The organism is Alkalimarinus coralli (genome assembly GCF_023650515.1).
Lineage (GTDB): Bacteria > Pseudomonadota > Gammaproteobacteria > Pseudomonadales > Oleiphilaceae > Alkalimarinus > Alkalimarinus coralli.
In genome coordinates this window covers 3,209,749-3,233,045 of the sequence record NZ_CP096016.1, presented here as the reverse complement: position 1 = coordinate 3,233,045, position 23,297 = coordinate 3,209,749, and the positions used below count along the sequence as shown (strand labels likewise).

Annotated in this window: 17 protein-coding genes; 10 read left to right on the top strand and 7 right to left on the bottom strand. The window is 46.1% G+C overall.

All coding sequences use genetic code 11. From position 1 onward, the window contains the following. Positions 1–73 precede the first annotated feature (73 nt). Both MY523_RS14500 and MY523_RS14495 read left to right on the top strand, forming a co-directional pair. A complete protein-coding gene (locus MY523_RS14500) occupies positions 74–457 on the top strand; it encodes an MmcQ/YjbR family DNA-binding protein (RefSeq protein WP_250655407.1) in 384 nt (127 codons plus the stop codon). Positions 458–477: 20 nt separating this feature from the next. Further along, entirely contained in the window at positions 478–1,170 is a 693-nt protein-coding gene (locus MY523_RS14495) for an aspartate/glutamate racemase family protein (RefSeq protein ID WP_250655406.1), read from the top strand. On the opposite strand, the gene MY523_RS14490 is transcribed toward MY523_RS14495, so the two are convergent. Beyond that, a complete protein-coding gene (locus MY523_RS14490; RefSeq protein ID WP_250655405.1) occupies positions 1,114–2,025 on the bottom strand; it encodes a metal-dependent hydrolase in 912 nt (303 codons plus the stop codon). The genes MY523_RS14495 and MY523_RS14490 overlap by 57 nt on opposite strands. 267 nt (positions 2,026–2,292) lie before the next feature. On the opposite strand from MY523_RS14490, the gene MY523_RS14485 reads away from it, so the two are divergent. Then, positions 2,293–3,132, top strand: coding sequence for a 23S rRNA (adenine(2030)-N(6))-methyltransferase RlmJ (locus MY523_RS14485; protein WP_250655404.1), 840 nt, complete (start codon positions 2,293–2,295; stop codon positions 3,130–3,132). 95 nt (positions 3,133–3,227) lie between these two features. Here MY523_RS14485 and MY523_RS14480 read toward each other — a convergent pair whose 3' ends face one another. Continuing rightward, the gene (locus tag MY523_RS14480) at positions 3,228–3,710 is read right to left on the bottom strand and encodes a winged helix-turn-helix transcriptional regulator (protein ID WP_250655403.1); all 483 of its coding nucleotides are present in this window, start codon (positions 3,708–3,710) and stop codon (positions 3,228–3,230) included. Positions 3,711–3,880: 170 nt separating this feature from the next. Between MY523_RS14480 and MY523_RS14475 the strand changes: the two genes are divergently transcribed. Next, the gene (locus MY523_RS14475; protein ID WP_250655402.1) at positions 3,881–6,202 is read left to right on the top strand and encodes a molybdopterin-dependent oxidoreductase; all 2,322 of its coding nucleotides are present in this window, start codon (positions 3,881–3,883) and stop codon (positions 6,200–6,202) included. A gap of 576 nt (positions 6,203–6,778) precedes the next feature. On the opposite strand, the gene MY523_RS14470 is transcribed toward MY523_RS14475, so the two are convergent. The 3 genes from MY523_RS14470 to MY523_RS14460 form a co-directional block, all read right to left on the bottom strand. Next, a complete protein-coding gene (locus MY523_RS14470) occupies positions 6,779–7,909 on the bottom strand; it encodes an HD-GYP domain-containing protein (protein ID WP_250655401.1) in 1,131 nt (376 codons plus the stop codon). 171 nt (positions 7,910–8,080) lie between these two features. Next, positions 8,081–8,287 (bottom strand): PA3496 family putative envelope integrity protein, encoded by a 207-nt coding sequence (locus MY523_RS14465; RefSeq protein WP_250655400.1) that lies wholly within the window; start codon positions 8,285–8,287, stop codon positions 8,081–8,083. Positions 8,288–8,437: 150 nt separating this feature from the next. After that, entirely contained in the window at positions 8,438–11,365 is a 2,928-nt protein-coding gene (locus MY523_RS14460) for an EAL domain-containing protein (RefSeq protein WP_250655399.1), read from the bottom strand. 246 nt (positions 11,366–11,611) lie between these two features. Between MY523_RS14460 and uvrD the strand changes: the two genes are divergently transcribed. The 5 genes from uvrD (at position 11,612) to MY523_RS14435 (ending at position 19,254) form a co-directional block, all read left to right on the top strand. Then, positions 11,612–13,777 (top strand): DNA helicase II, encoded by a 2,166-nt coding sequence (gene uvrD, locus MY523_RS14455; protein WP_250655398.1) that lies wholly within the window; start codon positions 11,612–11,614, stop codon positions 13,775–13,777. A gap of 190 nt (positions 13,778–13,967) precedes the next feature. Continuing rightward, positions 13,968–15,074, top strand: a complete 1,107-nt coding sequence (locus MY523_RS14450; RefSeq protein WP_250655397.1) for a TRAP transporter substrate-binding protein — start codon at positions 13,968–13,970, stop codon at positions 15,072–15,074. 559 nt (positions 15,075–15,633) lie between these two features. Next, positions 15,634–16,626 carry a Vgb family protein gene (locus tag MY523_RS14445; RefSeq protein ID WP_250655396.1) on the top strand — a complete coding sequence of 331 codons (993 nt, stop codon included), beginning with the start codon at positions 15,634–15,636 and terminating at the stop codon, positions 16,624–16,626. A gap of 299 nt (positions 16,627–16,925) precedes the next feature. Continuing rightward, positions 16,926–17,792: a transporter substrate-binding domain-containing protein gene (locus tag MY523_RS14440; RefSeq protein ID WP_250655395.1), complete on the top strand. Its 867-nt coding sequence runs from the start codon at positions 16,926–16,928 to the stop codon at positions 17,790–17,792. 604 nt (positions 17,793–18,396) lie between these two features. Beyond that, entirely contained in the window at positions 18,397–19,254 is an 858-nt protein-coding gene (locus MY523_RS14435) for an AMP-binding protein (protein WP_250655394.1), read from the top strand. Positions 19,255–19,285: 31 nt separating this feature from the next. Here MY523_RS14435 and istB read toward each other — a convergent pair whose 3' ends face one another. Together istB and istA are read right to left on the bottom strand one after the other, a co-directional pair. Further along, positions 19,286–20,071 carry an IS21-like element helper ATPase IstB gene (gene istB, locus MY523_RS14430; protein WP_250654787.1) on the bottom strand — a complete coding sequence of 262 codons (786 nt, stop codon included), beginning with the start codon at positions 20,069–20,071 and terminating at the stop codon, positions 19,286–19,288. Then, positions 20,068–21,090: an IS21 family transposase gene (gene istA / locus MY523_RS14425; protein WP_250654786.1), complete on the bottom strand. Its 1,023-nt coding sequence runs from the start codon at positions 21,088–21,090 to the stop codon at positions 20,068–20,070. The genes istB and istA overlap by 4 nt, the downstream gene beginning before the upstream one ends. Positions 21,091–21,216: 126 nt before the next feature. Here istA and MY523_RS14420 point away from each other — a divergent pair, with 126 nt between their 5' ends. Then, positions 21,217–23,283 (top strand): AMP-binding protein, encoded by a 2,067-nt coding sequence (locus MY523_RS14420; protein ID WP_250655393.1) that lies wholly within the window; start codon positions 21,217–21,219, stop codon positions 23,281–23,283. Positions 23,284–23,297: the final 14 nt, after the last annotated feature.

The window sequence follows — 23,297 nt, the reverse complement described above, 5'->3', positions numbered from 1 at the left end:
AGGGGGCCTGCGGGTACCCCTTAAAAACTGACCCTGAGCATGATCGCATATTGAGTGAAAGCAGGTTTTGATAATGGACTATAACACCGCGAAGCAATACCTCTTAAGCAAACCCGAAGCAGACGAAAGTGAACCTTTTGGCGATGATATCCCAGTGTTCAAAGTGTGCAACAAGGTCTTCGCCATCCTTGGTATGAAGGAGGGGGTTGGGCAGCTAAACCTTAAGTGTGACCCTGATGAAGCGGTGGCGTTACGGGATATTTTTGATGCAGTTATTCCTGGTTACCATATGAATAAGAAGCATTGGAATACGGTCATTTTAGATGGTTCGATTCCTCATGGTGAAATAGAGCGGATGATTGATCACTCCTACACGTTGATCGTGAAAGGCCTTAAAAAGCTTGATCGACAAGGTTTGGAGCTGCGTCACGGACAGGATGCTCTGTATAAAACGTAATTTACTAAGGAGTGGTCGAAGTGAAAACAATTGGACTCATTGGTGGGATGAGTTGGGAGAGCACGGTAGGTTATTATCGTGCGATTAATCAGGGGGTTAAAACCGCTTTAGGCGGCCTGCATTCGGCAAAAATTGCGCTTTATAGCGTAGACTTTGACCCGATTGAGAAGCTACAGCAGCAGGGTGACTGGCATGCCAGTGGAGAAGTGCTGGCCGATGCCGCGCGTAAGGTGGAGCTTGCAGGCGCTGAATGTATCTTGATTTGCACCAACACCATGCATAAAGTGGCTGAGCAGGTCGAGCGTGTCGTATCGATTCCCCTTTTGCATATTGCAGACGCAACCGCTGAGGCGCTGCTTAAAAATGGTGTAAAGCGGGTTGGCCTGTTAGGGACTGCGTTTACCATGGAGCAGGACTTCTACAAAGGCCGACTGGCAGAGGGTTACGGTCTTGAGGTGCTAATACCCAATCAGGAAGATAGAAAAATAGTCCACGATGTCATCTACCAGGAGCTTTGCCTGGGCCGTGTTGAAGCCTCATCAAAAGCTGAGTACTTGCGCATTATTGATGAACTATGCCGTTCAGGGGCAGAAGCGGTTATTTTGGGTTGCACCGAAATAGGCTTACTGGTCAGCGCCGACGATACGTCAACCCCCTTATACGACACTACCCAAATTCATGCCGCCAAAGCCGTTGAGTTCTCTCTCAGCTAACTCAGGTTCATCATTTATTGTTTGTTTGAAAGAACTGACCCGCTCGGTTAGTTCGTCAATCATGCCAAGTAGGTGGGCATTGTCATGATCCCAGGGGTGAAAGCCGGGCCTGAAGTAGTCCAGCCAGGCGGGCACGGCTTTCCTTAGTACGCCTGGTTTTATCCACTGGTTTTTCAATAGAGACATCCAGCCGCTGATGTTTCGGTGTTCATTACTCTGCTTCATTATCTGGAATTGAAATCGATAGCAGTGGATGAAAAAGAGTAGCGTGACCCATGCCAAGGTAGTGGTGCGAAGGGCGTAGCTTTTGACCGTACTCCTCATTACTGATCGATAAACATCAAACGCAACAGCCTTGTGCTCAGTTTCCTCTAATGCATGCCACTGCCATAGTGCGACAAAGTGAGGGTCTGAGTTCTCAAGCATTTCCGGGTTTTTTAGCAGTGAGTCCGCCATAATGGCCGTTAGGTGTTCTAAGGCAATCGTGATGGCAAGCTGTGCTGAATGCGATGTATGTTGCTTGAAAAAGTTAAGCCGTTGAATGACTTGTTGCTCCATTTCGTCAACCGGAAAGCCAGCCTCTACCATCGCCTCGTTGTACTCTGCGTGTTCCCTGCCATGCATCGCTTCCTGCCCGATAAAAGCAGTTACCGCCTTTTGAAGTGCCTTGTCTGTTATTCGGCCTCGGTAATACCGTACGCTCTGGATGAAAAAACGTTCACCTTCAGGAAAAAACAACGACATTGTATTGAAGAACTGAGATACATGTGTACCTTCGTCGTGCCAATTGGCGACTTTACTTTTGGGAAGATTGAATTTCAGATTTCGAGTTAAGGGGGTGATAAAAGCATTCATCGAGCGCACCTCTCTAAAATTAAAAGGCTGTATGCATAATACATTGTTTGATGTTACATAAAATAATGTAGATTAATAATGGTTGAGACGCCAGTTTTTTAACAAATGAATGCGGTGCAGATGGTATTGTGATTTAGGGGCTGTGTTCGCAGTCTATATGAGGGCTTACAGTACAAGATACTTTTAGTAAGGCGATTTTAGGTTGATTTTCGTTTATGCAGCAGGCATTGTCGCACGAACTGATTAGTTTAGAAGGGTTGGATTGGTATGCTTAGTTATCGGCACAGTTATCATGCAGGGAATTTTGCAGATGTACTTAAACACTGCACCCAGCTAGCCATTATTGAATACCTTAAAAAAAAGGAGAAACCCTTTTGCTATCATGATACTCACAGCGGGGCAGGTGGCTATACGGTTGCTTCTGCCGAAATGCAAAAAAACGGCGAATATCAAAGTGGTGTTGGTAAACTCTTTGGTCGGCGTACCGGTGTGAAAATGGTTGATCAATATACCGATTTGATCGCTTCGCTCAATCCAACGGGCAGATTGAATACTTACCCAGGCTCCCCTCAAATAACCCTTAAGGCAAGGCGTTCTATTGATAGAATGCAGCTCACTGAACTCCACCCAGCAGATTACTCGCACCTTCAGGAAGTGGTCGGTAAAGCCAAAAAAGTAAAGGTGTATCAGCAGGACGCTTGGCAGGGCCTAAAGGCACTTTTGCCCCCAGCCGAAAAGAGAGGGTTAGTGCTGATTGACCCCTCCTATGAAGTCAAGCAGGACTATAAAACCGTTGCGGCTTCATTGCAGCAAGCACATAAGCGGTTTTCTTCTGGCATATTTGCTATTTGGTACCCGGTATTGACGCGAAATGCTACAGAGCAGTTTGTAGGTCAAATGGCGAATTTGGGCATTCGCAACATGCTGCGTATAGAGCACTGTGTATTGCCCGACGTCGAGCGAGGAATGACGGGAAGTGGCATGATTGTTGTGAACCCTCCCTATACGCTTAAAGCTGATATGGAAATGGCATTACCGGTGCTGGATCAATTGCTGAGTGAGGGTGGTTGTGGAAGTACCGTGCTTGAGCAATTAGCCGATGAGTAAACGTAAATCGGGCTTATTTATCGGGCGCGGGCACCCTCCTACAAGTTCTCTAGATCTTTGGATGCGCCCCCCCGCGCCCGGCTCAATTAGTCGGTTTATGACTTTGATTGCGCCCTTTCAGAGTAGGCCCTTAGCCCTGGGCCTACCTTGGGTATTATCTCTTTGGGGTTAATGGCTTCACCGCACTCGGTGCAGCAAAGTTCAGCAGATGTATTGTGTTGGCACTTGGTGTGAAAATACTCAATGGGCGGGCCATCCTCTCCTGCCATCCAGTTATCGCCCCATTTTGCCAATGTCATTAACACCGGGTATAGCTCTACCCCTTTTCGTGTTAAGCGGTACTCGAACCGCACGGGCTTATCCTGATATGGGCTCTTTCGCAGAATCTCATGCTCTACTAACTTGTTTAGCCGATCGGTAAGACGGTGTCTGCTTAGTCCTAGCTGCTTCTGAAACTTATCGAACCGCTTGATACCCATAAAAGCATCACGAAGGATTAGCAGTGTCCAGCGATCCCCGACGATTGATAATGCTCTCGCTACAGAGCAGGGCATCTCTTGAATATCATCCCATTTCATCTAAGGTTTTTTTACCTGTTGGGTTAAGTGATTAAGTTTTGAGTACGCAGTCATGCTTATATTGCTTGCCTGATTGGGGTTAATTATAACTTTACAAGTTCTATTTTGGAACTTACTATTATTGTTAGTTCCAAAATAGAACTTACTGATAATAGCATGAGGATCGTCAAATGAGTGCAGTAAGGAAGGCTGAAATTAACAACCAAGACTGGAAATCGACTGCCTGCATGTTATGCAGTATTGGTTGCGCGATTGAAGTTCAGGTTGAAGGTCAACACCTTAAAAAGATCCGGGGTGACAAGGGGGCTGCGTCCTCGGAAGGTTATATTTGCCAGAAAGCCGCGCGTTTGGATCACTATCAAAACCATGGTGAGAGGCTTACAAAACCGCTACGTAAAAACGCCAAAGGAGAGCTTGAAGAGGTTGAGTGGGATATAGCCATTAATGAAATTGCTGCAAAAATGGTTAGAATTCGCGAAGCCCACGGTGGACACTCTTTTGCTTATTACGGCGGTGGAGGGCAGGGAAACCACCTTGGCGGCACCTACAGTTCTGCGCTTAACGCGGCCATGGGAACGCCCTATATCTATACCGCGTTAGCACAGGAAAAGACGGGAGATTTTTGGGTCAATGGTAAGCTTTTCGGGCGGCAAAATTGCTTTGCTGTTGAAGGTATGGAGCATGCAGACTATGCCATCGTTTTAGGTGCTAATCCGTGGGATGCTCATGGCATTCCTAAAACGCGAGACTTATTGAAAGCATATAAAAAAGACCCTAATCGCACCATGGTAGTGATCGACCCTCGGCGAACCGAGTCTGCCAAAATGGCTGATATTCACCTGGCTGTTAAGCCGGGTAAAGATGCTTTTCTGCTCTCGGCGATGATCGCAATCATATTACAGGAAGGGCTTGAGGATCATTCGTTTATCGAGACGCACACTAATGGGTTTGATGCCGTCAAAAAACGCTTTCTCGAGGTGCCTATCGCCCAGTATGCAGAGGAGTCAGGCGTTGACTTAGAGACTATACGCAAGGTTTCGATTGGTTTTGCCACTGCAAAAACGGCAACGGTCAGAGCTGACCTGGGTATTCAGCAAAGCCTTCACAGTACACTTAACTCATACCTTGAAAAGCTGCTATTTTTAGTGACTGGTAACTTTAACAAGTCAGGTGGAAATCATCTGATTGCACAGTTTGCCCCGATCATCGGGCATTCAAAAGAGCCTGAAGAGGGCGGCCCGGTTACTCGTGTTACTGGCATGAAGGGTATTAGTAAGTTATTTCCACCTAATATACTGCCACTGGAGATTAATACGGATCACCCTGAGCGTATTCGCGCACTGGTGGTTGATAGTGCTAACCCTGTGCTCTCTGGTGCCGATAGCTCTGCCTATAGACAAGCCTTTGAAAACCTTGAACTGTCGGTAGTGATTGATGTTGCGCTTACTGAAACGGCCAGACTGGCTGATTATGTGTTGCCTGCCTCATCGCAGTTTGAAAAAACAGAGTGCACCTTTTTTACCTTTGGTTTCCCAACATCATACTTTCATTTACGTAAACCAGTCGTTCAACCTCAAGGTGATACGCTGCCTGAGCCTGAGATCTACCGACGACTGGTGGTGGCGATGGGGGCGATCCCTGATCGTTTTCCGAAGCTTGAGAAAATTGCAAAGCTTGACCGAACATTTCCGTCGGGCCGGCTTTTCCCATTAGCGCTTGCCGCAGCGGTTAAGGCTAACCCGAGTTGGATGCCCTATTTGCCTGTTATTCTTTACGCTACATTGGGTAAGGCGCTGCCAAAAGAGATGGCGTCCGCAGCAACACTGTGGGGTGTTTGTCAGTTTTACGCAGCCAAATTTAGCAAGCAGGTTGCCAAAGCAGGTACAAAAGGCAAGGGATACGCTCAGGGGAATGCGCTGTTTGAACGGGTTTTGTCATCTGACCGGCCTGTAGGGCTTGCAACCTTTGACTACGCTGACACTTGGGCACTGATGAAAACCGCCGACAAAAAAGTTGAGCTGTACATTGAAGAGATGTCGGATGAGTTAGCGCGTTTAGCAGATGAAGTGACCGCTGTAGACGAAAGTGACCGGAAACAAGCGTTTCCCTTTACTCTTATGGCAGGCGAGCGCCGCTCATACAATGCTAACCAGATCTTCAGAACGCCTGACTGGCGCAAGACAGATAAAGAGGGCGCGATGAGAATCCACCCGGACGACATCGCGCAACTTGGCCTCAAAGATGGTGAGAAAGCGGTTTGCCGTTCACAAGTCGGGCAGGTTGATGTGTTGTTGATGGCGGATGACAGTGTTCAACCCGGAATGGTGACACTGCCCCATGGCTATGGAATGTTATATTCGAATGAAGAGGGCGCGCTGGTGCAAAATGGGCCTTCTGTAAACGAGTTAACGTCTGCAAACCACTGTGACCCTATTGCGAAAACACCCTATCACAAGCATGTGCCGGTCATGATAGAGCCGTTATCCAATTAAATTGACCAAGGTTAAGGTCAGATTAGGTTGTTGACTCTAGAATCTCGGCCGTAGAATGGTGGAGCCTTTAAAAACCACACTGCGCAATCATTGAGTTGGTTGCGTGTTTGCTGCTTATGTAACGCTAAAAATAATACGTTGAATTAATTCAGCCCGAGTAGTTGAGCCAAGACTTTGAGTTCCGGGAGAATATAGAAATGGTTGTTTTGTCAGATTGCACCTGTGGTTGTGAGCCTGTATGTGAATCGGGTTCTATTGGAGCTCGCAGTTGGAATGTCTGTTGTTTTAACTGCGGGGCTCGCTCTGCGACATTTCCAAACAGGACGGAAGCGGTAATGAATTGGAATCAGATTATTGCTGAGAACCTGAAAGAGCCTGAAGCACCAGCCGTAACAAGCCTGCTTGATCAAGCTATACAGCATATTAGAGGCATTCAGTCAGCTGGGTAAGCGCTGAGTAGTTTATCTAAGCCGCTCAGTTCCTGCAGTATTGGTTCAACTTGTAAATAGCCCTCCTTGTTAAGTGCACATCACGGGCTTGAAGGCGGGCTAAATGCATCGCCCCTTTTAACTGTTGTTACCCATAATCATTTTCTACAAAGGTTCGCTGAATTTCCTCTATCTCGTCGGTATGAGCGAGCAGTGCTTCAACACATTGGGGGTCGAACTGTATCCCTGATAACTCCCTTAATTTTTGATAGGCTGCTTCGTTGTTCCATGCTTTCTTGTATGGGCGCTCGCTGGTCAAAGCATCGAATACATCCGCTACCGTGACGATTCTCGCTTCAATTGGAATATCCTCCCCTGCCAGGCCTTCTGGATATCCGCTTCCGTCGATAAATTCATGATGATAGTTGGCAATATTCCGAAGCATATCAACATGCCCGATCCCGTTCAGCCCGTAATTCTCCAGTAATGAGTCGATCAGGTCTCTGCCGTCTTGCGGATGGCTTTTCATGATTGAGAACTCTTCACGTGTAAGCTTGTCGGGTTTTAGCAAGATGCGGTCAGGTACTTTAATTTTTCCTAAATCATGTAGTGGTGCAAACAGGTAGATATGCTCGATATATTGATCATCAAATCCATACCTATCTGCTAAAGCCTTTGCTATCAAACGAGTGTAACGGGACATTCTCTCTAGATGATAGGCGGTTTCAGGGTCGCGGGAGTGGGTCATGTCCAAGGCTGACTTGACCGTGGCGACCAGCGTGCGAATACTTGAGCGTTCATTGTAAATCAGCAGGCCGATCATGTGGCCGATCATATCCAGCTCAACCATTACATGTTCGGTAAAGACATCTTTTTCGCCAGCATTAAAAAATACGAATCCAAAAAAGTGATCATTAAAGATCATCGGTAACGTATAGCTGGATAAATAACCTGCATCGAGGAGCGCTTTGGTGTGCGCCTTGTCTGAGTGTTTCAGGGTGCTAAGGTCATTGATTACTCGCGGGTCGGCGTTTTTGATTACCTCTTGGAGAGATTCTGTGTCTGATAGTTTTGCTTGATAATTTGCCAGAGGGGTCTGGTTATCACTGCTGGAAATGAACGTTTTAAGCAGGTCTGTGTCGTGGTCGTAAAGTGCCACGGCTACTCTTGAAATAAACGGGTGATGTTGCTTGGTTGTATGGTGTAGTGCTTTTAGCTTGCTGGCAATGGAGGTTTTTTTATTGAGGCTGGTTAAGGAATCTTTGTGTTGCGACATCATGTTCTCGTGCAGATCAGTTGTTAAGAGTCAATACAGATCATCAGATGATGAGCACACCGATTATTGACTCCTAAAACTATAGCAGAGTAATTGAGAAGCGACGAACGAAGCCTCGATTGCTATATGGGCTTTGTCAGCAGACCCTGTTATGGGCTTTACTTGCAGCGCTTTCTAATCATCGAACCAGTAATCTTCAAGGTCTTGCTCGAGGCGCTTTTTCTCAAAGTGTTGCTCAATTGCGCGTCTTGCGGCCAGCTTTTGCTGTGGAGTGGATTTTTCTTTCTCTTTAACTTTTGGTTCAAGCTTGTTGAAGTCCATAAACAGCTCAACCAGTTGTGATTTAGTCGATTCGACAACGGCATTATTGTTGTTATTCATGTGCACATTTCTCCTTCGGAAATGATCAGCTTCCTGTGTTTGTGGATCATGTACTACGTTATAGAACTGATGTGAAATTAAAGTGACCGAGTTAACAATTCTGAATATTGTTGAGAGGTAGATCACAAAAAACGCTAAGTTGCTGAGGGGTTATGTTGCTGAAGAGATAAGCGCCTTTCGCTGTTCCAGCATGTCTGTCATGTCCGCGGGTGAAAGCGGTTTTGCGATAAAGTAGCCTTGAATCTCGTCACAGCCCAAGCGTTCCAGAATATCAAGCTGCTCTTTGCTTTCTACCCCCTCAGCGATCACCTTGAGCGACAGGTTATGACCCAAGACGATAATAGCATTGATGATGGCTTCATCTTCAGGCTTTGACACAATATCCCTGATAAAACTACGGTCGATTTTTAACGCGTTAACCGGAAAACGTTTCAGGTGACTGAGGGATGAGTAGCCGGTTCCAAAATCATCAAGCGCGATGCTTACGCCAAGTGCACAGAGTTGCTTTAATAACGAGGTGGCGGCGTTGAGGTCTTCCATTAGGGCGCTTTCGGTCAATTCCAGCTCAAGTTGACTCTCAGGTAACCGGGTTTTCTTAAGTACTTCTGACACAGCCTCTACCAGGTTTTCTTGGCGTAGCTGATGAGCCGATACGTTAACTGAAACCTTAATATCGGCCATGCCTTTATCTGACCACTGTTTGGCCTGCTGGCAAGACTTAAGCAGAACAAACCGGCCTATTTCTGCAATTAAACCGCTTTCTTCGGCGATATGAATAAACTCGGATGGTGGAATAAGCCCTCTTGAAGGATGTCGCCAGCGTACTAGCGCCTCAGCCGAATCTATATGTTTAGTGTGAACATTGACCTTAGGTTGATAGAAAACCTCCAGCTCATCGTTCTGCATCGCTTTTCGTAGCTCCCGTTCAACCTCCATATGATATTGGGATTTGTTTTGCAGTGCAGAGCTATAAAACTGAATGTTGTTGCCTCCGAGGTACTTCGCCTGTTGCGTGGCCATGGCTGCTTGCTGAAGCAGTGTTTGGAGCTCTTTGGCGTTTTCCGGGAGTTTTGATATGCCGATACTGCATGAAATTAGAAGTTCATTTTCCGCCACAAAGTAGGGGGCGGATAACGATGTGAGAACCTTTTCGGCTTGAGGGGCAATATCATTGTCAGTGTTGTACTCAATCAAAATGGCAAATTCGTCGCTGGATAAGCGTGCAACAGTATCCGCGTTGCTTATAGCGCCACTGATACGTTGGGCCACATCTTTTAGTAAATAGTCACCGGCTTCATGGCCAAGGTTGTCATTGATCTGTTTAAACCGGTCGATATCTACCATCACCAAACAATACTTCCCAGCACTGTTACGCACCTTAATCACGGCGTTATGAAGCCGATCTCTAAACAGTGAACGGTTGGCCAGGCCTGTCAGGTCATCATAGTTCAGCAGGTAATTTAGTTTCTCATCGGCCTCTTTTCGGTCTGAAAGGTCTGATATTAAGCCCGCGTAATACTCAACCTCGTTCTGATTATTTGTGATGCTGTTTATCTGAATCCAAGCGGGGAAGTAGTTACCGTCTTTCCGTTTTTCAAACAACTCGGCTTGCCACTGCCCACTATGGTCGATTTCATCTTTCGCCTGGCTGAAGACCTTGTATTTTTGTGGGGTATTACTTAGCTCGATAAAATAGTGCCCCTCCAGATCCTCTTTGGAGTAGCCGGTTATATTGCAGAACGCGGGGTTCACGGAGACAAAGCAGAAATGGCTGTCGAGAACGAAGACACCTTCTGAGGTGTGGTCAAAAACTGACTTGGCAAGCCTGACCTGTTCGTCGCGTTTTTTCTCGGCATTGATATTACGCCGTGTGCCCAGCATTCTTGTAGGGTTGCCTGATGAGTCATGTTTTACAGCTTTGCCACTATCCTCTATCCATAGCCAGTCGTCCGCTTGTTTGATTCGGTACTGCACCTGATAGGTATTGTTCTGTAGTTTTAAGTACTGGCTCAGTGCCTGTTTGGCGATAGGGTAGTCCTGCGGATGAATGGCTTGCTTCAGGTTGGCAATAAAATCAGCCGAGGTGAGCTCCCGCTGTTTAAATGCGTCATGAAATGCAGACTGATAAACGGTTCCTGATGTTAAGTCCCAATCCCACAAACCAAGCTGTGAGGCTTCTATTGCCTGAGATAGACGGGTTTGGCTCTTTACAAGTGCATCACTGATACTCTTGCGCAAGGCGACCTGCTGATTGAGGCGTTCGTTTGTTGCCGTGAGATCTCGAGTTCTTTGGTCGACGCGGGTTTCAAGTGTTTTCTGAGCTGAAAGAAGCTCTTTCTCAGCGGCCTCTCGACTAAACACTTCGTTGCTAAGTTGCTCGTTTAGCTCTTCTGCTACTCTGCGGCCGTTGTCGAGGTACTGAATGAGTGACTCGTTTTCCAGTTCTTTTATCAGCGTCCGTTCTCTGTTTTTGTAGTGACGGTATGCGCTATATATAACGAAGCCCGCAAATATGATATTGACGAAGAAAAAAGGATAGCCATAATTTTCAAATGACAGAGTGGTATGAATGACCAAACAAAAAAACGGCGGCAGCGCGAAGCATAAAAAGGCTTTTATGCTCATGGTGAAAATAGTGGTCGCAAAAACCAACAGACCTGCCACTGCCACCAGTGCAACAAGTTGGGTGACGCCCACCGTATCAGACAGCATCGTTAATGCGGCAAACCCCCAGTGTGCGCCACTCAACAATGCCCCGCCCAGAAACAGGCCTTGCCACAGCTCAAGTGAGAAAGCTTGCTGACATCTTTTTTTGAATTGACCGATGAGAGCGATTTGCAGAAGTGATGCGAAGGAGGTTGATATGAGCCAGGTGAGCAACAGGTCTTGGGTAACATGCTCTTCCCAGAGCAATAGTGTGACAAGCAGGGCGCACCCGATTGAGGCAATAAACAGCGGCAAGCTTTGGTGGTAGGTCGCTTTTAGCTGGTGTAGCAAAATGGTTGAGCGCTCAGGTGCAGAAAATTCTGTCATTAAACGCAGTTCTGGCGACGGATGGCGCTCTAATGGCCCTGTCATCTTGTTATAATTCCCTGTTTAACTGAATGCTATCGATGTTAACGGCAGTGTTTGGGATAATGCTATAAATTAGATGCACACTGTTGGATATTACTGCTCAGTAGCGATGCATTGCATTCTAACTTTATTGACATCTGTACCGCTTGATATGTGTTAGTAAACTGTGATTAGGTGCTCATAACTTATTGGTATGTTGTTATGATAATAAACAATATTTTAGATTTTATTTTTTGACAGGTTAACTGAATGGATGTTTCCCATATTCTAGACTCCCTTAACGAAGAACAGCGGCAAGCTGTGGCAGCACCAGCTCGCAACCTGCTGGTTTTAGCGGGAGCCGGGAGCGGAAAGACACGAGTACTGGTACATCGCATTGCCTGGCTGATGGAAATTGAACACCTGACGCCAACCAGCATTATGGCAGTGACGTTTACTAACAAGGCTGCGCGCGAGATGCGTGGCCGGATAGAAAAACTGCTGGATCTGCCGCCACGAGGGCTTTGGTTTGGCACGTTCCATGGTATTGCCCATCGTTTGCTCAGGGCTCACTGGCGTGATGCCAACTTGCCAGAGAATTTTCAAATCATTGACTCTGATGACCAGTTACGAATCATCAAACGCGTGATGAGAGATTTACAGCTGGATGAGACAAAGTGGCCGCCCAAACAGGCGCAGTCATTTATCAATTCGCAGAAAGATGAAGGTATTCGAGCTGAATATATAGAAGCTTCGAGTGACATGTATATGCGCACGATGGCGCTGGTTTATAAGGGTTACGAAGAGCAGTGTCAGCGCTCAGGGATGGTTGACTTTGGAGAGCTACTGCTTCGTTCTCATGAGGTCTGGCTGAATAATCCCCAGTTGCTGGCGCACTATCAACAACGATTCAGACATATTCTGGTCGATGAGTTTCAAGATACCAACACCATTCAATATGCCTGGTTACGGGTGTTGGCGGGTAAAAGTATTCCGTTGACCGTGGTGGGTGATGATGATCAGTCTATCTATGGTTGGCGGGGCGCAAAGATAGAGAATATTCAACATTTTCAAAATGATTTTGTTGATTCGATGCAGGTCAAACTGGAGCGCAACTATCGCTCGACCAGCACTATTCTGGATGCGGCGAACGGACTTATCGCTAACAATGGCAGCCGATTAGGCAAGCAGCTATGGACAGAAGAAAATGAAGGTGAGCCGATTGATTTGTACTCCGCCTTCAACGAGCAAGACGAAGCCAACTATGTGGCTGACTGCATTCAGGATTGGGTTAAGAAAGGCAATCTGAGACGTGATGTTGCAATACTCTATCGCTCAAATGCCCAGTCAAGAGTGATAGAAGATGCCTTTATCAGACAGCAAATTCCGTATCGCGTATACGGCGGTTTGCGATTTTATGATCGAATGGAGATCAGGAACGCACTGGCTTATATTCGCCTCGTTCACTATCGTCACGATGACGCAGCGGTCGAGCGGGTGATTAATGTGCCACCACGTGGAATCGGCAACAAAACGATTTCGGATATTCGTGAACACGCCCGAATGGAGTCCGTTACGCTTTGGCAGGCGTGTAACGAAATGATCTCTCTAGGCAGTCTGAAAGGGCGCGCAGCCAACGCCGTACAAGCGTTTATTGATGTGATTGAAAGCCTGGCAGATGGAGCCAATGAGCTGCCGCTTCATACGCTGGTAGAAAAAGTGATTAACGAGAGTCAGCTAAAAGAATTCCATGGCAGCGAGAAAGGGGAAAAAGGCCAGGCGCGGGTTGAGAACTTGAATGAGTTGATCAACGCCACTAGAGATTTTGAAGCCGAAGATGATGAGATAGAGCCGTTAGCTGCATTTATTGCCCAGGCGGCGCTGGATGCTGGCGAGAATCAAGCTGAGGAACATGAAGACAGCGTGCAGATGATGACGCTACACTCCGCTAAAGGGCTTGAGTATCCGCTAGTCTTTATGGTGGGCATGGAAGAAGGGCTGTTCCCTCATAGCCGGGCGGCTGAAGAACCAGGCCGGATCGAAGAGGAAAGGCGACTGTGTTATGTGGGGATAACCCGTGCAATGGAAAAGCTGGTAATGACTCACGCAGAAACCAGACGGCTATATGGTCAGGAAAAGTATCATGCCATCTCGCCGTTTATCCGTGAAATCCCGGCATCATTGATACAAGAAGTACGGTTAAGAAACACCGTCTCCCGGCCTGTGAGCTTTCAGCGAAGTGAAGAAAACTGGGCATCCGAAGCGGCTGGCGAAGCAGCATTTCAGCTAGGGCAGTTGGTCAGCCATCCGATTTTTGGTGAGGGCACAGTGCTCAACTACGAAGGGCAAGGCCCGCACGCGCGAATTCAGGTTAATTTTCTCAGTGAAGGCAGTAAATGGCTGGTTCTATCCTATGCTAAGTTGGAAGCGGTTTAGCGCGTAACTATTAATAGAGAGTTTTGCACAACTACTGCGCTTACAAATACAGCGTTAAAAAATGGCTCAAAATGCTCATTTATTTCAATAAACTGCGCTTTTTCGTCATTTTTTGCCTTGTCTTTGTTTCGCTCATGACGTCGTGCAAAGCTCTCTAATAGGAACAATAATAAACAAAGCAGGAGAATATATGAAAAGGCGACATTTTATTTCAGCGGTAGGGGCAACAGTTGTGGGGGCAATGCTCGCAGCGTGCACACCTTCAGATGATGCGAATAGCAATAAACAGGACGCGACATCGACCGCGCAAGAAAAATTCAAGTGGAAGCTGGTTACCTCGTGGCCTAAAAACTTCCCCGGTCTGGGCGAAGCACCAGAGCGGTTTGCAGAAGAAGTGAACCGAATGAGTAACGGGCGCTTAACGATCAAAGTGTACGGTGGTGGAGAGCTGGTTCCCCCGTTAGAAGTCTTTGATGCCGTTTCACATGGCACTGCTGAAGCAGGACACAGTGCAGCCTATTATTGGAAAGGTAAAATCCCCGCCGCACAATTCTTTTCAACGGTTCCCTTTGGCTTGAATGCTCAGGAGTTTAATAGTTGGATTCATTATGGCGGCGGCTTAGAGCTATGGCGTGAAGCATATGAACCGTTTGGTGTTATTCCTTTTGCTGGTGGTAATACCGGAGTGCAAATGGGCGGCTGGTTCAACAAAGAGATCAACTCACTGGACGACCTTAAGGGCCTCAAAATGCGCATTCCCGGCTTAGGGGGCGAAGTGCTGCAAAGAGCAGGAGGCACGCCGGTTAATTTGCCTGGAGGTGAAATATTTACCGCGCTACAAACAGGCACCATTGATGCCACAGAGTGGGTTGGCCCATACAATGACTTGGCGTTTGGGTTGCATAAAGCCGCTAAATACTACTACTTCCCCGGCTGGCATGAGCCTGGCACCGCGCTGGAAATTACTATCAACAAAAAAGCATTCGATAAACTCCCGACAGATCTGCAAGCGATTGTTGAAAACGCAGCGCGAGTCGCTAATCAGGATATGCTAGACGAGTACACTGCACGCAATAATTCGGCACTGGTAGAGCTTATCAGCAAGCACAATGTTGAACTCAGAAAGTACCCGGAAGATGTGTTAGAGAAGCTGCAGGTGATCTCAGAAAGCGCAGTTAAAGAGATTGCCGATAGCGACCCTGCGATTGCCAAAGTCTATGATTCATACAAGGCATTCCGGGATAGTGTGATTCAGTATCACGAGATATCAGAAAAGGCGTATATTAACGCTAGATAATGCAGTGATTGCTATCTTAATGAGAAACGGGCTTTTTGTTGCTGACGATTTCTTAGAAAGGTAATATGCATTGTGATCGTTCTTCGAGTGGGTTGTGAACTTCGCGATTTACAGTCTACCGCGAGAACGATCTTTAATTAATTCAATGAACTAACCATTAAGTAAACGTCACACCGTTACAATCCCTGTATTACCCACCTGCTGATTAACATTCATTTTATCGGGCGCGGTGCACCCTCGTACTTCTTTGCAGTCACGCATTTTGCAAGGCTTCTTGTAGGGGCGTGTCTTGCGCTCTTACTTCTTTGCTGCCACACATTTCGCCAAGGTCTTCGTAAGAGGGGGCCCTGCGCCCGATTCAATAGTCAGTGGCAACCACCACGCAACTGGTTCAAGCCACGTTTCAAGCGGCACCTAAAAAAACACCACCGAGAATTAGCGCGACTAACCGTTCTGGATGAGACATTCTGAAAGGTTGCCAGGACGCATTGTTTTTTTGATCTGCTGGCCTAATATCCTTAAATATGGGCTAAACACCGCTTAATTAAGGGGTGAAATCATGCTAAAGGTACTTCATGTTTTCTCAATGCTTTGTATAGCGATGCTTATGGATATCGCTGTCGCCGACTCTCAAGTTGAGTTGGAAATCAATGAATGGGAAGTCCGTTGGCAAGGGCGTCCGAGAGACCCATTTGTAGATGGGTTAGGACGGACTTGGTTTTGTGGTCAGGCGGGAAACTATCTAGCTTATCTACAGCCAGAAACGGGGCAAATGAAACGTTTCGAAATTAGTGATGATACTCATCCACACAATTTGATTATTGATAAAGAGAATCAAGTTTGGTTTGCCGGTAATGCAGATGCATATATCGGCAAACTGATCCCTGAAACGGGCAAAATCAAGCGATTCGATATGCCCAGTTCCGACCTAAAAGACCCTCATACCCTGATATTTAACCATCAAGGTAATATTTGGTTCACCGCCCAATGGGGCAACGCCATTGGTCTCCTTGATACGTCCACGGGGGCTATAAAATATGCTGAGCCGACTACTTTTTTTGCTCGCCCATACGGCATTAAAATCTCGTCTAAGAATGAACCCTGGATTGTCTTACTGGGTAGCAATCTGCTGGCCACCGTTGACCCAACCAGCTTTGAAGTTTCTGTTGTCACATTGCCGCGAGATGATGCGAGACCTCGCCGACTGGAAATCGATCATAAAGATAATATCTGGTACGTTGATTATGCAGAAGGCTATCTTGGCCGTTACACTCCATCCAGCAAAAGGTTTAAAGAATGGCCAATGCCTAGTGGCGAAAAGAGCCGCCCATATGGGACGGCTATCGATAGAAATCAAATAATATGGATCGCGGAGACGGGAATAATGCCTAATCGGTTGGTTGGCTTCGACACCCATCAAGAGCGGTTTATCTACACCACTGAGGTTCCCAGTGGTGGCTCCATTCGACATATCTACTACCATGAACCAAAGCACGAGTTCTGGTTTGGCGTAGATACTGGCTATATAGTCAGAGCGAAAATCGTGGATTAACAGAGTTATCCAAAAGGGGATTTAGTGATTGAAAATTGATCAGTTTGAATGGGCTTATCAAAAATAAACCGTTACGGCCCCTTTAATCTTTAGATATCAGAAAAGGCGTATATAAACGCTAGATAGTGGTAGTTATCGCTTCCTTAATAAGAAACAGGCTTTTTTGTTGCTGACGATTTCTTAGGAAGGTAATATGCATTGTGATCGTTCTTCGAGTGGGTTGTGGATTTTGCGATTTACAGCCTGCTGCTACAACTCAGATTTATAGCTGAGCACGCGACTTTAATCATGGCTGCTGAATGAGTTCTACGAACAATAGTTGGAAAGGAATTTTATGGAATCCACCCAGAAAAACTAAGAAAGGGTTATCTGCCAATACCCAAATCTGCGTGGTTCTCATTTTATTGAGTTCACTAATTAACGTTGCTTTTGCCAAAGACCCGGTTCCAATTAATTTTGCCTTTTCTAACTCTGATCCTCCTACCTCTTATCTAGATCAACAAGGCCAGCTGAAAGGAATACTGCCGGAGTTAGTATTATTAGCGTTTGATAGCCTTCCTGATTACAACTTAACAATGAAAGCATTTCCATGGCGACGAGCCAAGGCCAATGTTAAGGAAAATCAGATGGATGGGCTCATTACTTACCCCTCTGAACCTTTAACTCAACACATGCGTTTTACTGACCAGGCTATATATCTAATAGACTATGGTTACATCATCTATTCTAAAAATAGCACACATGCTTCAACGCTTGACTCGATAAAGACCGAAAAAGGGCTTAAAGACCTCGTGCTCATTTCCGATTCGAGCCCTGGCTTTAAATCTTGGGAAGAGGTAAACCTCCCACCTAATGTTTTTCGCAGAATTTACGCTAAAAACATTAAAATAGCGTTTCACTTACTGTTTTTGCGTAATGCAGGTGACTATTTGATACGAAACCCAGAAGAAGCCATTTCAATAGCTAAAGAGCTCGGCTATCAAGACCTGATTCGCATTAGAAAAATAGAACTCCCATCACTAAACGTCATCCCCTTTCATATCGGCATCAGAAAATCACATCTGGAGAGCGAAAAATTAATCGTTTCACTGAATCAACTCTTACAATCAGACGACTTTCAGCAGAAGTCAAAACAATTGATCTTAACTTACCAGAAGGTTAAGTAGAGGCAGGTTAGTTACACCTGACAAGCAAAGGTTGTAATGGTTCTAGGGTTTAACATGGAGGGGTGAAGCAATTTTAACAAGACACCCATAACAACAGTTACGACCCGAATGCCACGTACTTAAGAAATATATTGAATTATATAAATGGCTTTATACGATGGCGGCTTTGCTAATACCTTCTAGTTTTCTGCTGAGCATAGATTCGGGCGCAGGGCACCCTTATATGGACTCCTCATACAAAGACCTTGGCAAAATGTGTGGCGACAAAGAGGTAAGAAGGTGCACCGCGCCCGATAAAATGAGTTTTTAATAAGCAGATGAGTAATATAGGGCTCGTAGCGGGATAGTACTTACTTAAGAAGTAATTAATTACGAAACTATCCTCTAGGTGGCTTAGATAAACTGTTGCGGGCTGTTGACACCGTCTGGCTACAGGGCCAAAATTATCGTTAACTACCTAATAACTAAGGTGATTTTTAATCTGGGATGCCTCAACTATTAATGGTGCAGAGGTCTCAAAGAGGAAATAGAGTCGTTTCAGACTATATTAAACATAAGATTTATTAAATAAGTGTTACTTTTTAGATGATTGAGACGAGCAGGCATGAGCAAAAAAGCTAAGTCACACATCAAAAAAAAAGGCAAGTCACCAGAAGCGCCTATCAATCAGGCTGAAAGTGCAGAGCGTTTGATAGAGCTCATTTCAGAGATGCTTAAAGAACTGCATCCGCGTAAGTCTCATGCTTTAAATGTTCGTTTAGATAGCTCTCTTGATAAAGATCTCGGGTTTGACAGCTTGTCGAAAGTAGAGCTAATAACACGAGTAGAAAACGTATTTTCGATAAAACTGCCCGAGCAAATTTTAACTCGCTCTCAAACACCAGACGATATTCTCGCGTCTATAATCCAAACGAGCAAAAACTCCACTGGTTCAGTATTGGCAACTGCTTTCAAAGCGCCTCTTCTTGATGTCGTCAATGGCGCTCCGGCTCAGGCATCGACGTTACCTGAAATGCTTAGGTGGCATACGGGCGCTCACCCCGATAGAACACATATCTTTCTGTATGGAGAAGGCGACGAACCTGAACAGATCACCTATAACGACCTCCTTAAAGGCGCAGAACAGTATTCGGTAGGATTGAGAAATAAAAATCTACAAGCAGGCCAAACCGTAGCAATAATGTTGCCTACAGGAAAGGACTACCTTTTTAGTTTTTTTGGTGTTTTATTAGCGGGAGGCGTTCCTGTACCAATCTATCCTCCAGCAAACTTATATCAGCTTGAAGACCATGTAAAAAGGCACGTTGGAATACTGCAGAATGCACAATGTTCAATCTTAATTACCGTACCCGAAGCTAAAAAAACGGCGGGACTTATTAAGGCTCAAGTTGAGTCAATTCACTCGATTATTGTCAACGGCAATCTAATTTTGACCCACTTTGCCTGTAAAACGGCAATTTAAAATTGACCCACCCTTAGCGTTTTCTTTTCGTTTATTTTCTCACTTGCTGGTCAGTAACTGGCACTATGCCTGCCGCTTTCTTGCCTTTTAGTCGATAGCTGTTTCCCGATATCTGAGCGATGTGCGCATGATGCAGTAGCCTATCAAGCAAGGCTGCAGTTAAAGTCTGATCATCAGCGAAGGCCGTTGACCACTGTGAGAACGGTAGATTGCTCGTCACAATGACACTTCCTTGTTCATAGCGTTTGGCAATCACATTAAAGAACAAGTTGGCCTCTTCTCGGCCAAATGGCAAATAGCCGATTTCGTCAATGATGAGAAGTTTAGGTGCCAGTATGCTGCGTTTGAGATATGCCTCTAATCGATCTTGCTTTTTGGCTGTCGCTAACTGCAACATGAGATCGGCAGCAGTAATGAAGCGGATTTTTATGCCGTTCATAACGGCCTTGTATGCCAGGCTAATTGCTAAGTGGCTTTTGCCAACTCCACTTGGTCCTAGTAGAACGATATTCTCGGCACGTTCGATAAAGGCTAAGCTGGTTAATTCCTGTAGCTGCTTACGGGGAGCGCCGGTAGCAAACTTGAAGTCATAGTCTTCAAAGCGCTTAATGCTCGGGAGTCCGGCGAACTTCAGTAAGGTTTCTCGGGTCCGTTGCATTCTAGCGTCCAACTCAACTTGTAACAGTCGCTCAAGGAAGTCTGCCAGTGATGATTCATCCCCAGAAGCTTTATCTGCGATGGCCGACCACTCCAGGGCGACAGCATTCAGTTTAAGGGTTTCACAAGCCTGCTGTATTCTGTCCATCTGTAGGTTCATAAAGCCACTCCCAACAACTGGTCATAGGTGCTGAGTGGATGCTGAAGGCTTTCGACTGGGATGGCCTGCACATTATCATGCGGTTTGATTTCACTCGCAGACTCGGGAAGTGACGGCAGTGGCATTAGACTAAGTCGCTCTGTATCAAGTAATACTTGAGGCTTTTCTCCCGTAGTACCATGAATGCGCTGATGCGCAATGTCAGCCAGCCATGGACCCACTTGCGCATTAGCAATATCGATATCCAGTGTTAGTCCTGCTTGTTTCAATGACGCCGCAAGTGGCGTGATAAAACTGTTTTTCAGGTAGCCGTTAAAACGCTCCACTTTACCTTTGGTTTTGGCTCGATACGGACGACAGGCACGAAGTCTAAATCCATAGTCTCGCGCCATAACCAACAGACTGGCATTCCACCGATGTTGGCCCTCCCCGAAGGCATCCCGTTCGATCATGATGCATTTGGCATTATCGAACAGCATTTCCTGTGGTACACCACCGAAGTAATGCAGTGCACCTTCGATCCCTGCTAACCAGTCTTCTTGTCGCTCGTATTCGCTGAACCGTACATAACTGGCACGACTATAACCGAGTGTTGCCACGAAGGCCTTAAGCTTGGTTCGCCCTCGACATATCGTGGTGAAGTCCACCTGCATCTGTTGACCAGATGCGGTTTCAAAGCGGACAACCGGGTCGTCGACTTTGGGCTTAAATTGTCGAATATAGTTTTTCAGAATACCTTCTTTGCCCTGATAACCCATGGCCTGGATTTCTCTGCACAGAACCGTCGCCGGAATCCAGTTCGGTTTTGCCGCGTCGATACGTTCTTTTAAATACGGCTTGAAGGCATCCAATTTCGAGGGGCTAGGTTCGCGCTGGTTATACGTAGGTGTTCGAGCAACATCGCGTAAATACTTTCGTACCGTATTTCGGGATACATTGAGTTCTTTAGCGATTTTGCGAATGCTCATGCCTTGTCGGTGTAAAACGTGTATTTCCACTAATTTCTCCTGAGTCAACATTTCATCGACACCGCCTTTTCGCTAACAAAAAGCGGTAATTGTGCCTCAGGTGGGTCAATTTTAAATTGTCGTTAGTGGGTCAGTTTTACATTGTCGGTGACAATTATACCTCCCCAAGAGTTAGCGTTGGCAGATGGAGTTTTTGTCGAACACAAGGGAAAAGAAGATGAAATTGCATTTTTGCAATATACCTCAGGAAGCACAGGGCAACCGAAAGGTGTCACGCTTACGCATGCTAATCTGTTAGCAAACATACGAGCAATGGGCGAAGCAACCGAAGTAGATTCGACTGATATATTTGTTAGCTGGTTACCTCTTTATCACGATATGGGGCTAATCGGTGCTTGGTTTACCAGCCTTTATTATGCAATGCCGCTTGTTCTCATGTCTCCACTTTCGTTTCTTGTTCAGCCAAGTCGTTGGCTATGGACTATAGCCAACCATAGGGGGAGTATTTCAGCAGCACCCAATTTCGCCTTTGAACTCTGTCTAAAAAAGATACCAGAAGAAAAACTTAAAAACCTGGATCTTAGTAGTCTTAGGTTTCTGTTTAACGGTGCAGAGCCGGTCAGTCCTCGCACTATCAGGCAGTTCTCAAACAAATTCGTAAAATACGGCTTTAAGGCTCGTGCTTTAGCACCCGTTTACGGTTTAGCAGAGGTCGCTGTCGGTTTGGCCTTTCCACCACCCGATAGAGAACCAGTCATTGATCGTATCCAGAGGGAAGTACTTGTATCAAAAGGCATTGCGATTCCAGTGGTTAGGCAAGTTGGAGAGGGTGATGATGTTCTTGAGATTGTAGCTTGTGGTCAACCGCTACCTGGTTACCAAATTAGAATAGTTGACGGCGCCGGTCGTGAAGTACCCGACAGACAGCAGGGGCGGTTGGAGTTTAAAGGGCCTTCAGCAACTAGCGGATACTATCGGAACGCAAAAGCAACTAAAGCATTATTCCACGGTAAGTGGCTTGACTCAGGCGATTTGGCCTATAGCTCTGAAGGGGATATATTTTTAACAAGCCGAGTGAAAGACATCATTATCAGAGCTGGGCGGAACCTCTATCCTCATCAACTGGAGGAGGCTATTGGAAATATAGAAGGCGTTCGAAAAGGCTGCGTAGCTGTATTCGGTGCAACTGATTCAGTTTCTGAAACTGAAAAACTAGTTATAGTTGCAGAAACTCGATTGAAAAACGAAAACGAGTCGACACGCCTTCGAAAGGAGATAGATCTACTGGCGATAGATATTCTTGGAATGCCCACTGACGATATTGTAATAGCGCCTCCTCATACGGTGTTAAAAACCTCAAGCGGTAAAATCAGACGGTCTGCGGTTCGTGAACTATACGAACGTGGTGATATGTTTCTTCATCCGCGTCATTTGTGGTGGCAGCTAGCAAGGCTGTTTGCAAAAGCCTTTGCGTCCAGATTTCAAATATTAAATCGTCTTTGCAAAGAGTATCTTTATGCCGGTTATGTAAAAACAATATTTTGGGTTCTTGCCCCCTCTGTCTGGTTGTTAGTAGCGATATCTCCAAATGGAAATACCGCTAGATTTATTATGCGTCAGGCAGCACGTTTATTTCTAAAACTATGCTCTGTACCTGTTGACGTTACAGGCCTAGAGGGCCTACCGAAACAACGTGCATGTGTGATTGTTGCAAATCACACCAGTTATCTCGATGGAATTATTATTGCCTCGATTCTGCCCATTGAGTTTGGTTTTGTGGCAAAAGGAGAGCTAAAGAAAAAGTTTTTCCCCCGAGTGTTTCTGCGCAAGATAGACGCGGTGTTTGTGGAACGTTTCGATAAACAGCGGGGAGTTGCTGACGCACGAAGAGCCGCAGCTAAAGTAAAGCAAGGGTTGTCTCTTTTCTTTTTCCCAGAAGGTACGCTAACCAGGGTGCCTGGACTGCTTCCTTTTTATATGGGGGCGTTTGTCGCCGCAACAGAGTCAAACGTGCCTGTTATTCCTGTCGCTATTAAAGGCGCCAGATCTATTTTGCGTTCAGGTTCGTGGTTTCCTCACAAGGGAAAAATATCCATAGTAATTAGCCCTGCTATCAGTCCCGTCGGGGATGATTGGAAATCTGCAGTAAACCTGAGTAAACAGGCGCGTATCGCCATACTCTCGCAGCTCAATGAACCTGATCTGGCTGCTGAAAAAATTAAAGGAGTCGCAACGACCCTTTAAACGCCGTCCCCTAT

Bases quoted from the DNA above. Each gene is read 5' to 3' on its own strand.
- MY523_RS14500 (WP_250655407.1), top strand. From the start codon at position 74: ATGGACTATAACACCGCGAAGCAATACCTCTTAAGCAAACCCGAAGCA.
- MY523_RS14490 (WP_250655405.1), bottom strand. From the start codon at position 2,025: ATGAATGCTTTTATCACCCCCTTAACTCGAAATCTGAAATTCAATCTT.
- MY523_RS14485 (WP_250655404.1), top strand. From the start codon at position 2,293: ATGCTTAGTTATCGGCACAGTTATCATGCAGGGAATTTTGCAGATGTA.
- MY523_RS14480 (WP_250655403.1), bottom strand. From the start codon at position 3,710: ATGAAATGGGATGATATTCAAGAGATGCCCTGCTCTGTAGCGAGAGCA.
- MY523_RS14475 (WP_250655402.1), top strand. From the start codon at position 3,881: ATGAGTGCAGTAAGGAAGGCTGAAATTAACAACCAAGACTGGAAATCG.
- MY523_RS14470 (WP_250655401.1), bottom strand. From the start codon at position 7,909: ATGATGTCGCAACACAAAGATTCCTTAACCAGCCTCAATAAAAAAACC.
- MY523_RS14465 (WP_250655400.1), bottom strand. From the start codon at position 8,287: ATGAATAACAACAATAATGCCGTTGTCGAATCGACTAAATCACAACTG.
- MY523_RS14460 (WP_250655399.1), bottom strand. From the start codon at position 11,365: ATGACAGGGCCATTAGAGCGCCATCCGTCGCCAGAACTGCGTTTAATG.
- uvrD (WP_250655398.1), top strand. From the start codon at position 11,612: ATGGATGTTTCCCATATTCTAGACTCCCTTAACGAAGAACAGCGGCAA.
- MY523_RS14450 (WP_250655397.1), top strand. From the start codon at position 13,968: ATGAAAAGGCGACATTTTATTTCAGCGGTAGGGGCAACAGTTGTGGGG.
- MY523_RS14445 (WP_250655396.1), top strand. From the start codon at position 15,634: ATGCTAAAGGTACTTCATGTTTTCTCAATGCTTTGTATAGCGATGCTT.
- MY523_RS14440 (WP_250655395.1), top strand. From the start codon at position 16,926: ATGAGTTCTACGAACAATAGTTGGAAAGGAATTTTATGGAATCCACCC.
- MY523_RS14435 (WP_250655394.1), top strand. From the start codon at position 18,397: ATGAGCAAAAAAGCTAAGTCACACATCAAAAAAAAAGGCAAGTCACCA.
- istB (WP_250654787.1), bottom strand. From the start codon at position 20,071: ATGAACCTACAGATGGACAGAATACAGCAGGCTTGTGAAACCCTTAAA.
- istA (WP_250654786.1), bottom strand. From the start codon at position 21,090: ATGTTGACTCAGGAGAAATTAGTGGAAATACACGTTTTACACCGACAA.